The organism is Spiribacter vilamensis (genome assembly GCF_004217415.1).
Taxonomy (GTDB): domain Bacteria; phylum Pseudomonadota; class Gammaproteobacteria; order Nitrococcales; family Nitrococcaceae; genus Spiribacter; species Spiribacter vilamensis.
The window spans coordinates 2,010,074-2,022,500 of sequence record NZ_SHLI01000001.1; the positions used below are offsets into that span (position 1 = coordinate 2,010,074).

General features: G+C 65.7%; 13 protein-coding genes (1 of these 13 only partly in view). 5 read left to right on the top strand and 8 right to left on the bottom strand.

Annotation, left to right across the window (positions count from 1 at the left end):
- The first annotated feature begins 23 nt into the window (after positions 1-23).
- Positions 24-1,415 (top strand): oxygen-independent coproporphyrinogen III oxidase, encoded by a 1,392-nt coding sequence (hemN, locus tag EV698_RS09955; RefSeq protein ID WP_130504096.1) that lies wholly within the window; start codon positions 24-26, stop codon positions 1,413-1,415.
- On the opposite strand, the gene EV698_RS09960 is transcribed toward hemN, so the two are convergent.
- Together EV698_RS09960 and EV698_RS09965 are read right to left on the bottom strand one after the other, a co-directional pair.
- Positions 1,412-1,870, bottom strand: coding sequence for a copper chaperone PCu(A)C (locus tag EV698_RS09960; RefSeq protein WP_130503908.1), 459 nt, complete (start codon positions 1,868-1,870; stop codon positions 1,412-1,414). The two genes, hemN and EV698_RS09960, sit on opposite strands and share 4 nt — an antisense overlap.
- A gap of 16 nt (positions 1,871-1,886) precedes the next feature.
- Positions 1,887-2,567 (bottom strand): histidinol-phosphatase, encoded by a 681-nt coding sequence (locus EV698_RS09965; RefSeq protein WP_130503909.1) that lies wholly within the window; start codon positions 2,565-2,567, stop codon positions 1,887-1,889.
- An 84-nt stretch (positions 2,568-2,651) separates the two neighbouring features.
- Here EV698_RS09965 and EV698_RS09970 point away from each other — a divergent pair, with 84 nt between their 5' ends.
- Both EV698_RS09970 and ptsP read left to right on the top strand, forming a co-directional pair.
- Positions 2,652-3,200 carry an RNA pyrophosphohydrolase gene (locus EV698_RS09970; RefSeq protein ID WP_130503910.1) on the top strand — a complete coding sequence of 183 codons (549 nt, stop codon included), beginning with the start codon at positions 2,652-2,654 and terminating at the stop codon, positions 3,198-3,200.
- A gap of 5 nt (positions 3,201-3,205) precedes the next feature.
- Positions 3,206-5,470 carry a phosphoenolpyruvate--protein phosphotransferase gene (gene ptsP / locus EV698_RS09975; protein ID WP_130503911.1) on the top strand — a complete coding sequence of 755 codons (2,265 nt, stop codon included), beginning with the start codon at positions 3,206-3,208 and terminating at the stop codon, positions 5,468-5,470.
- A 4-nt stretch (positions 5,471-5,474) separates the two neighbouring features.
- Here ptsP and irrA read toward each other — a convergent pair whose 3' ends face one another.
- The 4 genes from irrA to EV698_RS09995 all read right to left on the bottom strand — a co-directional run bounded on the left by irrA (position 5,475) and on the right by EV698_RS09995 (position 8,696).
- The gene (gene irrA / locus EV698_RS09980; RefSeq protein ID WP_207220526.1) at positions 5,475-5,906 is read right to left on the bottom strand and encodes an iron response transcriptional regulator IrrA; all 432 of its coding nucleotides are present in this window, start codon (positions 5,904-5,906) and stop codon (positions 5,475-5,477) included.
- An 85-nt stretch (positions 5,907-5,991) separates the two neighbouring features.
- A complete protein-coding gene (hemJ, locus tag EV698_RS09985; RefSeq protein ID WP_130503913.1) occupies positions 5,992-6,426 on the bottom strand; it encodes a protoporphyrinogen oxidase HemJ in 435 nt (144 codons plus the stop codon).
- Entirely contained in the window at positions 6,423-6,935 is a 513-nt protein-coding gene (locus EV698_RS09990; RefSeq protein WP_130503914.1) for a TlpA family protein disulfide reductase, read from the bottom strand. The genes hemJ and EV698_RS09990 overlap by 4 nt, the downstream gene beginning before the upstream one ends.
- Before the next feature lie 57 nt (positions 6,936-6,992).
- Positions 6,993-8,696, bottom strand: a complete 1,704-nt coding sequence (locus EV698_RS09995; protein WP_130503915.1) for a chloride channel protein — start codon at positions 8,694-8,696, stop codon at positions 6,993-6,995.
- Positions 8,697-8,773: 77 nt separating this feature from the next.
- Between EV698_RS09995 and argC the strand changes: the two genes are divergently transcribed.
- Together argC and erpA are read left to right on the top strand one after the other, a co-directional pair.
- Positions 8,774-9,808 (top strand): N-acetyl-gamma-glutamyl-phosphate reductase, encoded by a 1,035-nt coding sequence (gene argC / locus EV698_RS10000; protein ID WP_130503916.1) that lies wholly within the window; start codon positions 8,774-8,776, stop codon positions 9,806-9,808.
- Between the two features lie 67 nt (positions 9,809-9,875).
- Positions 9,876-10,226 (top strand): iron-sulfur cluster insertion protein ErpA, encoded by a 351-nt coding sequence (gene erpA, locus EV698_RS10005; protein WP_130503917.1) that lies wholly within the window; start codon positions 9,876-9,878, stop codon positions 10,224-10,226.
- A 6-nt stretch (positions 10,227-10,232) separates the two neighbouring features.
- On the opposite strand, the gene EV698_RS10010 is transcribed toward erpA, so the two are convergent.
- Positions 10,233-11,321 carry an anhydro-N-acetylmuramic acid kinase gene (locus tag EV698_RS10010; RefSeq protein ID WP_130503918.1) on the bottom strand — a complete coding sequence of 363 codons (1,089 nt, stop codon included), beginning with the start codon at positions 11,319-11,321 and terminating at the stop codon, positions 10,233-10,235.
- 10 nt (positions 11,322-11,331) lie between these two features.
- Positions 11,332-12,427, bottom strand: the 3' portion of a protein-coding gene (locus EV698_RS10015) for an OapA family protein (RefSeq protein ID WP_239016266.1). The gene runs 290 nt beyond the window's last position; the window shows 1,096 of its 1,386 coding nt (coding positions 291-1,386); the start codon falls outside the window, past its right edge — the gene reads right to left on this strand; its stop codon occupies positions 11,332-11,334.

Below are 12,427 nucleotides of genomic sequence, written 5' to 3' on the forward strand. Positions count from 1 at the left end.
ATCGCAGCTGGAGCGCCACGCCGATGGCCGACCGTCTTCTACTCGACCGGACACTGCTGCGTCGGTATGACGTGACGGGCCCGCGTTATACGTCCTATCCCACCGCCGCGCAGTTTACCGAAACCTTTGATGCGGAGCGTTATCGCGAACGGGTGGCCTGGAGTAACGACGATCCGATTCCGCGTCCGCTGTCGCTCTATGTCCATGTGCCTTTCTGCCGCACGGTGTGTTTCTACTGCGCGTGCAACAAGGTGATCACGGCGAATTACCGCCGGGCAACGGACTACCTCGCCCGCCTCATCGACGAGCTCGATCTGCAGGCGGCGCTATTTGCCGATGACCGGCCGGTAGAGCAGCTGCACCTCGGTGGCGGCACGCCGACCTATCTCACCGACGAGGATCTCGCGTCGCTCATTGACGCCATCGCGCGACGCTTTCCGATGGCGCCACCGGCCGAGCGCGAGTTCTCCATCGAGGTCGACCCGCGCACCGTCGATCGCGAGCGCATCCGCCATCTCGCCGCACTGGGCTTTAATCGCCTGAGCCTGGGCGTGCAGGACTTCGACGCCGATGTGCAAAAGGCGATCAACCGTATGCAGGGCGTGGAGGCTACCGCGGATATCGTCGAGGAGGCGCGGCGCCAGGGGTTTCGGTCGATCAATCTCGACCTGATGTATGGGCTGCCGCTGCAGACCCCCGAACGGCTGTCCCGGACCCTGGACGCAGTGATGACGATGCGGCCGGATCGGATTGCGCTCTACAACTATGCGCATATGCCGCAGATGTTCCGCATCCAGCGCCAGATTCCTGATGCCAGTCTGCCCGAGGCGGAGACGAAGCTGACGCTGCTGGTGGAGGCCATGGAGCGGCTCTCGCGCGAAGGATATCGGTACATCGGCATGGATCATTTCGCCCTGCCGGGCGACGAGCTCGCCGAGGCCGCCGACAACGGGACGCTACACCGCAATTTCCAGGGCTATGCCACGCGGCCCGATCTCGACCTGATCGGACTCGGTGCCTCGTCCATCGGCCAGATCGGGGATTCATTCAGCCAGAATGTGCGCGACCCCGAGGGCCACGCCGCCGCGGTCCGTGCCGGCGAGCTGCCGGTCTGGCGCGGTGTGGAGCTGACCGCGGACGACCGCCTGCGGCGCGACGTCATCCAGGCGGTGATGTGCCGGGGACAGGTCGACTACGCGGCCATCGAGGCGCGTCACACGATCGATTTTGTCGATTACTTCCGCGATGCGCTGGCCGAGCTCGAGCCGCTGGTGGCCGATGGCCTGCTGACCATGGGTCGCGCCTCGCTGCAGGTCACGGAAAAAGGCCGGTTTTTCCTGCGCAACGTGGCGATGCCGTTCGACGCCTACCTGGCAGCAAGCCGCGCCGAACGGCGGTACTCGCGGGTGATCTAGTCGACACCCATCGCGGTGGGGGCGAGGACCTGCACCTCGACCGCAAGCTCGCCGCCATCCTCCGTTTCGAGTCGGATCGTGAAGCGCTCGCCCTCGGTGAGCGCCGTCTCGATGCCCATCAACATGACGTGGCGGCCACCCGGCTCGAAAATAACCTCGGACTCTGCCGGGATTGCCACCCGCGGCGTATGCACCATGCGACTGTTGCCGCCCTCTTCGATGGTCCGGTGAAGTTCGGCGCGGGGGGCCCGTTCAGTACTGACGCCCACGAGTGCATTGCTGCGCGGGCTATCGTTGGTGAGCTCGAAATAGACGGCGCCCTTGTCGAAGCCGGGCGGCGTGGCACGGGCCCAGACGTCTTCGATGACGATCTCGGCATGGGCGGCACCGGCGAGACCGGCCAACAGGAGGCCGGTGACGATCCGGCGGCGTATGGATATGGCGTGGCGCTGCATCCTGGGGTTTCCTTCTTTACTGGAGTGGCTCGGGCGTGTCGCCCTTGCGGAGTGTCAGTGTCGGCCATCCACGCTCCCGGGCCGCCGCGGCCAGCGTCGGATCGGGATCAATGGCGACGGGCCGGTCCACGTGCTCGAGCAGTGGCAGGTCGTTTTGCGAGTCGCTATAGAAATGGACGGTCTCGAAGATGGTCTCCTGCGCGTCCAGCCAGGCCTGCAGGGCGGTGATCTTGCCCTCGCGGAAGGTGGGGACACCCTGGGCGCGGCCGGTGAACCCCGATGCATCGCGCTCCGGCTCGGTAGCGAGCAGCATCGGGATATCGAACAGCTCGGCGATGGGTGACGTGACAAAACGGTTGGTGGCGGTAATGATCATCAGTGCATGGCCACGTCGGCGATGATCTTCGACCAGGGCGCGGGCGGCGGGGAGGATGCGTGGCCGGATATGGCGGTCGATGAACGCCCGCCGCCATTCGAGCAACATCGGCTCGGGCGTCTCGGCGAGTGGCTTGAGGGCGAAGCGCAGGAAGGCGTCAATGTCGAGTCGCCCGGCCTCGTAATCGCGCATGAAGCGCTGGTTATCCTCCTCGAACCGGGCCCGCGGCACGGCACCCTGTTCCATCAGATGCTGCCCCCAGAGGTAGTCGCTGTCGCCGGCCAGCAGGGTGTTGTCGAGGTCGAAAATCGCCAGCTGCACGCTTCATTCCCGCTTCCGCATTGCCGGCTGATTCTCCTCTGTGGAAGAATAACCCGCAACAGGATTCTTTATTTGGTGAAGTAAGTGATTGATTCAAAAGGGTTTCGTCCAAATGTCGGGATGATCCTGGCCAACGACGCCGGCGAGCTGCTCTGGGCGCGCCGTGTCGGTCAGAACGCCTGGCAGTTCCCCCAGGGCGGGATCCAGCGTAACGAGAGCCCGGAGGCGGCGCTCTACCGGGAACTCAACGAGGAAGTAGGGCTGGGGCCATCAGATGTGGCCGTACTCGGGTCCACGCGGGGCTGGCTGCACTACCGACTGCCGCGGCATCTGATCCGCCGTCGGCAACGCCCCACCTGCATCGGTCAAAAGCAGGTCTGGTTTCTGCTCCGACTGCGCACGGCGGATACCCGGGTGCGGCTCGACGCGACGGCCGAGCCGGAATTCGATACCTGGAGTTGGGTGCCGTACTGGTATCCGCTCGAGGAGATCGTGTCGTTCAAGCGCGATGTCTACGCGCAGGCGCTGGACGAGCTCGCCCCGGTGCTGTTCCCCGAAGGACCGCCGCAGCGGCCGGTCCTGTCGGGTCCGGGCCGGTCGCCCGCCATTCCCCAACCCGGCCAGGGGCGCTAGCCGCCGTGCTGGAGACGCTCCACCGCATTGTCCAGTCGGTCAATGCCGCGAGCGACTTCCGCGAGGCGCTGGAGATCATCGTCGATCGGGTGGCCGAGGCCACCGATGGCGATGTCTGCTCGGTCTATCTGCTCGAAGGCGATGGTGCACACCTGCAGCTGATGGCAACGCGGGGGCTCAACGCCGATGCGGTGGGGCGGGTGCGGCTGCCGCTCGACGAGGGGCTGGTGGGGCTGGTTGCGCAGCGCGAGGAGTCCATCAACCTCAATGACGCCGATCGCCACCCGCGCTTTCGCTACTTCCCGGAAACGGGCGAGGAGCGCTTTCATTCGTTTCTCGGCGTGCCGATCATTCACTACCAGTCGCGCCTGGGCGTGCTGGTGGTGCAGCGCCAGGCGCGGGACCGCTTTACCGATGCCGAGGTCGCGTTCCTGGTCACCATGGCCGCGCAGCTCGCCGGCGTCATGGCGCATGCCCGCGTCCGCGGCGAGCTGACCGACGGCGCCGGGGCGGCGGAGAACGGGCCGCTGGGACTCGACGGCATTGGCGGCTCCAGTGGTCTCGCGATCGGCGAGGGGTACGTGATGACCGGTGCCGCCAGTCTCGAGAGCATCTCCGACCGCCGGGTCCGCGATATCGCCGCCGAGGAGGCCGCCTTTGCATCGGCGCTGGAGGCGGCCCGTGACGATCTCCGCGCCCTCGCCGCACGGATGGAAGGGCAGGTGCCGGCCGCCGAGCAACAGCTCTTCGATGTCTACCTGCAGATGCTCGACGGTGACAGCCTTCGCCAGCGCGTCCACGCGCACATTCGCGATGGTCACTGGGCGCCGTTCGCGGTGCGACTCACCATCGCCGAACACGCCCGCCGGTTCGAGGCCATGGACGATGCCTATTTGCGCGAGCGGGCCAGCGACCTGCGCGATGTCGGCCGCCGATTGCTGACTCGGTTGCTGGCGCTCGAGGAAGCGGACCAGCCGCTCCCCGAGCAGACGATCCTGGTGGGTGAGGAGGTGAGTGCCTCGCAGCTGGTGGAGATCCCGACCGAGCGGCTGGCCGGCGTGGTGAGTGCCGGTGGTTCGGCGAACTCGCACATCGCCATCCTCGCCCGCGCGCTGGGTGTGCCGGCGGTGATGGGGGTGCGCGAACTGCCGGTCCACGGCCTCCATGGCCGGGCCTTGATCGTCGATGGCTATCGGGGTCGGGTGGAGGTGGATCCGGCGCCGGGGCTGCGCGACGAGTATCAGCGTCTAGTCCGCGAGGAGGAGGAATTGACCGCCGAGCTGGCGGAGATCGCCGGCGAACCGGCACAGACCCCCGACGGCCACTGCATCAACCTCTACGTCAACACGGGGCTGGCCGCCGAGATCGAGCGCGCCCTGGAGATCGGCTGTGCCGGCGTCGGGCTGCACCGCACCGAGTTTCCGTTCATGGTGAGTACGCGCTTTCCCGGCGAGAGCGAGCAGGCCGATGACTATCGCCAGGTCCTCGAGGCCTTCGCGCCCCTTCCGGTGACGCTGCGGACCCTGGACGTCGGTGGTGACAAGCCGCTGCCGTACTTCCCCACCCACGACGAGAATCCATTCCTTGGCTGGCGCGGTGTGCGCATGACGCTGGATCACCCGGAGATATTCCTCACCCAGCTACGTGCCATGCTGCGGGCCTCCGCCGGGCTGGAGAATCTGCGGATCATGTTTCCGATGATCACGCGGGTGGAGGAGGCCGACCAGGCCGCGGCCCTGGTCCGTCGCGCCCGCGACGAGCTGGCCGACGAAGGGATCGACACCGCCATGCCGGCGTTGGGCGCGATGGTCGAGGTGCCGGCGGCGGTCTACCAGGCGGAGAGCCTGGCGCGCCGGCTGGATTTCCTGTCCATCGGCAGTAATGACCTGGCCCAGTATCTGCTGGCCGTGGACCGCAACAACAGCCGCGTCGCCTCGATCTATGACGAGCTGCATCCGGCGGTGTTGCGGGCAGTGGCGGAGGTCGCGGCGACCGGGCAGCGGCTCGGTACGCCGGTGACCATCTGCGGGAGCATGGCCGGCGAGCCGGCGGTGGCGCCGCTGTTGCTGGCCATGGGCATGGAGGGGCTGTCGATGAGCAGTGGACGACTGCTTCGGGTCAAGCGGGTGCTACGAACTATCCCCTATTCAGCGGCCCGGTCGCTCCTCGATTCGGTGCTGGTCTGCGAGACGCCCGGCGAGGTTCGCCAGCGGGTCAATGCCGAGATGGATCGCCACGGGCTGGGCGGCCTGATCCGGGCAGGACGTTAACGGCTCAGCTCGGGCGGCGAACGCGCACGATGACGTCGACACCCTCGATGGTCTTGCCGGGGGGCGGTGTCGGCAGGCCATCGACAGCCACGCCATGATGCGGGATATCTTCCATTTCACCCGTTTCCTCGTCGAGGAAGTGGTGATGGGGGTCGACCTTGGTGTCGAAGTAGATCCGTCGCGGGTCGGCGAGGATCTCCCGCAGCAGGCCGGCCTCGGTGAACTGGTGCAGGGTGTTGTACACCGTCGTCTGTGACAGCCGCATGCCGCTGTCGATCGCCTCGGCATAGAGGTCTTCAGCGGTAATGTGACGCTCGCCCTGTCCGAAGATCAGTCCGGCGAGCCCCATCCGCTGACGGGTCGCACGAAGCCCTGCGCCCTGTAGAAGCTGGCGTACATAGTCATCGTGTTGAGGGGAGAAAAGCACGGGCGTCATATCACCAACCATTGTGGACTTTTTCGGTACTCATTACATTACCACGGAAATTCGCGTTCACCACGGAATTCGCACGGCTGCAGCCTCATGCCCAGGGTTTGAGCTCGACAAGCAGCACCACGGCGATCAATACCAGCACCGGCAGCTCGTTGAAAACCCGATACCACCGATGGCTGTGCGTGTTGCGGTCCTCTGCAAAGGCTCGGAGCAGACGTCCACAGTACAGGTGGTAGGCGACCAGCCCAACCACCAGCAGGGTCTTGACGTGCAACCAGCCCTGCTCGAGCCAGAACGGCTGAATAATCACCAGCACGATACCCAGACCCACTGCGACGACCGCGCTCGGATTCATGATGCCGCGGTAGAGCTTGCGCTCCATGATCTTCAGGCGCTCGCGCCCGGTCTCGTCCTCGTCCCCGGTCATCGCGTGATAGACGAACAGCCGCGGCAGATAGAAGATCGCCGCAAACCAGGTGATCACGCTGATGATGTGGAATGACTTGATCCAGAGTGCCGTCATGCCGACTGCCCCTCCGCGAGCATCGGCTCGAGCTGGCGGCGCAGGCCGTCGAAGTCGATCGGGCCGATACGCTGCCAGACCACGCCACCCTCGGGGTCGATGAGCACGGTTGTCGGCGTCAGCCGGACGTCGTTGAACGCCGTGGCGATGGTGCCACCATTGTCCAGCACAATTTCGTAGGGCAGCTGCCGCCGCTCTACCAGTGCCTCTACCTGTTCCCGCGGATCATAGTCCATGGCTACACCGACGATGTTCAGGCCATCGTCGGCGAGATCATTGTGCAATGCCACGACCTCGGGCATCTCTGCAACGCAGGTCGGGCAGGTGGTGGCCCAGAACACCAGCATTACCGGTTCGCCCCGGTACTCGCCGAGTTCCGCCTGCCCGCCATTGAGCATGTCGAGCCTGACGTTCGGTGCCGGTTCGCGCGCCGGTGGCGCGAACCAGACGTAGCCCACGAGCGCTACAATCACTAGTGCCAAGGCACCGGCCAGCCATTCTTTTCGCACGCTAGAAACCCTCGGTTTATCCGTAAAAGGATTATATCAACTGTCCATCGCGCTGACTCAGCCCAGGTACGCACGATAGATCGATGCGCGGGTGACCACGCCACGCCATTCGCGCGCGCCGTTGCCGATCGGGCGGGTCACCAGGAGTGCCGCTTCCCCGGCCTCGCGGAGCTGTTCAACGGCCTCGCGCAGGCTCGCCTTCTCATCAATGGCGAGCAGCGGGATGGATCCGTCTGAAGGCGGGCGTCCCGCGTGATGGTTGTCGAGCAGCGTGTCGGGATCGCCGATTCGTGTCGGCAGACCCTCTTCCCCCGCCGCATGGAGGATCCAGTTCGGTGGATCGGTGAGCAGCGTTTCGATGGTTTCGACATCGCCGGGTGCGGCCAGTTGCCGGCAGTGGGGGTCGACCAGCTGCAGGATGCCCAGTCGGCTCGCGGCCTGCAGCAGCGGGTTGCGGCGCGGATCGAGGCCGCGCTCCCCCAGCGCCAGGTGATAGACCGAGTCGGTCCGGAAGATCTCGCGAGCGCTCAGGGTCGCGGCGGCGATGGTCAGCATGCCCGGCATGATGATCCCGGGGTTGGCAGTGAGCTCGAGCATGGCTGTCAGCGCCGCCAGCGGGGCTCGCAGGGTGGCTCCCATCATCGCCCCCATGCCCAGCAGCGCATAAAGCGCCGGTCCGCCCAGGGGTGCGGCGATCATCGATTCCGCGACCAGGCCCATGGCACCGCCCGCCGCGGCCCCCATGACCAGTGTCGGGCCGATGATCCCGCCGGGTACACCAAGGCCGATGATGGCCGCCGTTGCCAGCAGCTTGGCGATGACGATCGCAACGAGCAGCAGCACGCCAAGCTCGCCGGCGAGTGTGGCGGCAACGGTGTCATAACCGATCCCCATCACCTCGGGGACGAACAGGCCGATCGTGCCGACGATCGACCCGCCGATCAGCGTTCGTGTCACCACGGGCCAGTGGATAAGTACCTGTCCCATTATCCGTAACAGGCGGATAAAGGCCGCCGCGAGGCCGCCCAGCAGCAGGCCGAGGACCAGGACCAATGGCAGTTCGTGCAGTCCTTCGATGCTCAGTGCCGGTATGGAGAAGACGATACCGCTGCCGAATACCACCCGTGCGAGGGCGGTAGCGGTGACACCGGCGATGATGACGGGCAGAAAACCGGCGATGGTGTATTCCATGACCACCACCTCCATCGCAAAGGCCACGCCCGCGAGGGGCGTGTCGAAAGAGGCCCCGATGGCGGCCGCCGTGCCGCAGGCCACCAGTGTGCGAAGACTGTTGTGGGGGAGACCGAGCCACTGACCGACCTGGCTGCCCGCGGTGGCACCCAGGTGAACGCTGGGGCCCTCGCGCCCCACGGAGTGACCACTGACAATGGCGATGGTGGCAACGACGAGCTGATTAATGGCATTGCGTAGCGGTAGCAGCGCCTCGTAATAGGTGGTGCGTTCGATCACGAAGCCGATACCGGTGCGTGGGTCGCCCCGCGCGGCATACCGCATGTAGACACCGATCAGTCCCGCGCCCGCGATCGGCAGCAGTAGTCGTTGCCAGGCGGTCAGTGCCTCGTAGTTGCCGAGGACGCCGCCCGGTAGCAGGGCCGACTGGCCGGATTCGTAGAGCAGCCGGAAACAGATGACGACCAGGGCCGTCAGGGCACCCACGGCCACGCCGAGCCCGGCCATTAAGACCGGTGCCCGGCCGATGGACAGGCGATACTGTTGCGACTGGCTGGGTGTTGTTCTCACTGTCGGGTTCACCGTCGGCGCCCGGATGACGTCTCTGGCATCATACAGGGGAATGGAATCAGCTCAGGGGGCAGATGATGACGATAAAGGTCGGGATCGTGGGTGGCACGGGTTACACCGGCGTCGAGTTGCTGCGGCTGCTGGCAGGCCATCCGCAGGTCGAACTGCGGGTCATTACCTCCCGCGCCCAGGCGGGGCAGCCAGTGAGCGCGATCTACCCGAACCTGCGCGGTCATGTCGATCTCGCCTTCTCCGAGCCCGATCCCGAGACGCTGGCCGGGTGTGATTTGGTGTTTTTCGCCACGCCCAACGGGACGGCGATGGAGATGGCGCCAGCGCTGATCGAGCGCGGTGTCCGCGTCATCGATCTGGGAGCGGATTTCCGGATCCGCGACCTGGCGGTGTGGTCACACTGGTACGGCATGACCCACAGCTGCCCGGCGCTCGCCGCGGAAGCCGTCTACGGGCTGCCGGAGCAGGGTCGAGAGGCCATTCGCGAGGCGCGGCTGGTGGCCAATCCCGGTTGCTATCCCACCGCCGTGCAGCTCGGGTTTCTGCCACTGCTGGAGGCCGGGCTGGTGGATACCGGCCAACTCGTGGCCGACGCCAAATCCGGTGCCAGTGGCGCCGGGCGCCAGCCGCGGCAGCACACGCTACTGTGCGAGGCCGGCGAGAATTTCCATGCCTACGGCGCATCCGGGCACCGCCATCTGCCCGAGATCCGCCAGGGCCTGGAGATGGCGGCAGGTCACGGAGTGGGGCTCACCTTCGTGCCGCATCTGATCCCCATGATTCGCGGTATTCATGCGACCTTGTACGCTCGACTTCTCGATCCATCGGTCGATTTGCAGGCGGTGTACGCGGAGCGTTTCGCCGACGAACCGTTCGTCGATGTCCTGCCCCCCGGGAGCCATCCCGAGACGCGCAGCGTGCGCGGTAGCAACATGGTTCGCATTGCGGTGCATCGGCCCGAGGGCGGAGACATGGCACTGGTGCTGGCGGTGGAGGATAACCTGGTCAAGGGCGCGGCCGGCCAGGCGTTGCAGAATCTCAACCTGATGTTCGACCTGCCCGAGACGCTGGGGCTGCAGGGTATCCCGGTGTTGCCGTGACGGTGATTGACGTTGCTCGGGCCGGGCAGGAGAATCGAATGACAGAGAACCACCCGGAGATAAGGCAATGAGTGAAGTAGCGGAGCAGGAAGACCTGCTGGTTTTTACCGACAATGCGGCCACCAAGGTGCGCCAGCTGCTCGACGAGGAGCAGAACGACGCCCTCAAGCTCCGCGTTTACATTACGGGTGGGGGCTGCTCGGGCTTCCAGTACGGCTTCATGTTCGATGAAAGCGAAGAGGCCGGCGACGCCATGGTGGAGAATGCCGGCGTCAAACTGCTCGTGGACCCGATGAGCAGTGCCTACCTCGAGGGGGCGGAAATCGACTATGTCGAGGGGATCGAGGGTGCCCAGTTCGTGATCCGCAATCCCAACGCCAGTACCACCTGCGGCTGCGGGTCGTCGTTCGGCGTCTGATCGGGATCAGGCCGGGTAAACCCCGCCCAGAATCACGGGGCGCCGGGCCCCGGTAATCGATCTCAGATCGAGCCGGTCTCCGCGCAGCGTCGCCCGGCCCAGCCAGGCGAATCCGGTCGCCTCGACCAGCGTTGCCGGGATCCCCTCGTCTTCCCCGGTCAGTAGGGGTCGGGGCGTCAGCCGGGCGGCAATGGCCCGACGCAGTTCGGTATTCAGTGCACCGCCGCCGGTAATGACCACGTCCTCGGGGGCTTTCCCCCATTCATCGATCGCATCGACGATGCTTACGGCGGTTAGCGCCAGCAGCGTTGCCTGGATGTCCGCCGGCCGCTGCGGCGCCCCGGAATGCTTTTCCAGCCAGGCAAGATCAAAGGTCCGTATATCGATACTCTTCGGTGGCGGGCGTCGGAAATAGGGGTCGGCGAGCAGGCGCTCGAGGAACGGCGTATCCACCATGCCCGATGCGGCCCAGCGACCGTCCCGGTCGAACGGCAGATCAAGATGACGGCGCGCCCATGCATCCATGAGCGTGTTGCCGGGCCCTGCATCGAAACCGCTGAGTGGCTGTCCACCGGCGTCGAGTACCGAGATATTGGCGACCCCACCGATATTCACAACGCAGCGCCGATGATCGCACCCGAAAAGCGCGGCATGAAAAAGCGGCGCCAGGGGAGCGCCCTCACCCCCTGCGGCCAGATCACGCTGGCGGAAGTCGGCGATGACGGGGATGCCAGTGGTCTCGGCCAGGCGGCTCGGATCGCCGATCTGGCAGGTAACCGGCGGACTGGCACCGGGGGCATGCCAGAGGGTCTGTCCATGCAGGGCGATGCCATCAATATCCTGTCGCGCCGTGCCGGTCGCTGAACGTAGCGCTTCGACGGCGCTGGCGTAGAATCCGGCGAGCCAGGCATCAAGCATCAGTACGGTGCGTAGCGGGCTGTCGCCGTCGATGGTGCGCAGCTGCGCCGCGAGTTCGGCGGGATAGTCGTGGTGGATCTGTCCGGCCAGCGTTGGCCGGCCGCGGGCATCGAAGTCGACCAGCGCCGCATCGACACCATCCAGACTGGTGCCCGACATCAGGCCGATCATGCGCATCGGGTGGGCCCTATTCGCCGGCCTGGGCAACGCGGGTCGGGCTTATTCCGTCGAGACGGGCAAGCAGGTCGGATGTCTCGCGTTCGAAATCATCGCGGTATTGCTCGGCGATCGGCTCCGCCTCGGGCAGATCGACGGTACGCGGGTTCCGATGTGTGCCATCGACCCGGAATTCGTAGTGCAGGTGTGGGCCGGTGGAAACGCCGGTGCTGCCGACATAGCCGATGATCTCGCCCTGTTGAACACGGTCGCCCACGGAATGGCCGTTGGCGAATCCGCGCATGTGTCCGTAGAGCGTCGTGTATCGCGTGCCATGCTTGAGGACGACCGTGTTGCCATAGCCGCCCTTGCGTCCCCGTTCGATGATCTTTCCATCGCCGGCCGCCTTGATCGGCGTGCCGGGGGGGGCGGCGTAGTCCGTTCCCCGGTGCGGGCGTTTGGTGCCGTAGACCGGGTGGACCCGGTCAGGGTTGAAGTCCGAGCTCACGCGCGTGAAGTCGGTGGGAGTGCGCAGGAAGGCCTTGCGCATGCTGCGCCCGTCGGGCGTGTAGTAGTTGCTCTCGCCCGCCGGTGTTTCGTAGCGTAGCGCCCGGAAGCGCTCGCCCCGGTTGACGAACTCGGCGGCAAGGATGTCGCCGTTGCGTACCTTCTGGCCGTCCCGATGCAGGGTTTCGTAGATGACCACGAAGGAGTCGTTGTTTCGCAGGTCCAGTGCGAAATCAATGTCCCAGCCGAAAATACCCGCCAGCTCCATGATCAGGGCGTCGCTAAGGCCCGCTTCGATGCCGGCATTGTAGAGCGAGCTCTCGATCCGGCCCTCGGCCTGCGCGTTGCGGCGCTCGAGCTCGACGGTTTTGACAAAGGGCTTCCAGTCGCCGTCCGCGTCGCGGCGCAGATGCAGGGTGCGGCTCGGGCTCATTGCATAGCGCAGTCCCAGTAGACGATTGTCCGCGCTTTTCTGCAGATAGACCTCGTCCCCCGGAAACACGCGGGTCAGCTGACCGGCCGGGTCGCCCGCGTTGACTACGTCGTAGACGTCGCGGGCACTCAGGCCGGCGCGTTTGAAAACCGTTGCCAGGTTGTCCCCGCTACGAACGGTCTGGACC

Coding starts and splice junctions, on each gene's coding strand:
- argC (WP_130503916.1), top strand. CDS start 8,774: ATGACGATAAAGGTCGGGATCGTGGGTGGCACGGGTTACACCGGCGTC.
- irrA (WP_207220526.1), bottom strand. CDS start 5,906: ATGACGCCCGTGCTTTTCTCCCCTCAACACGATGACTATGTACGCCAG.
- EV698_RS09960 (WP_130503908.1), bottom strand. CDS start 1,870: ATGCAGCGCCACGCCATATCCATACGCCGCCGGATCGTCACCGGCCTC.
- EV698_RS10010 (WP_130503918.1), bottom strand. CDS start 11,321: ATGCGCATGATCGGCCTGATGTCGGGCACCAGTCTGGATGGTGTCGAT.
- hemN (WP_130504096.1), top strand. CDS start 24: ATGGCCGACCGTCTTCTACTCGACCGGACACTGCTGCGTCGGTATGAC.
- hemJ (WP_130503913.1), bottom strand. CDS start 6,426: ATGACGGCACTCTGGATCAAGTCATTCCACATCATCAGCGTGATCACC.
- erpA (WP_130503917.1), top strand. CDS start 9,876: ATGAGTGAAGTAGCGGAGCAGGAAGACCTGCTGGTTTTTACCGACAAT.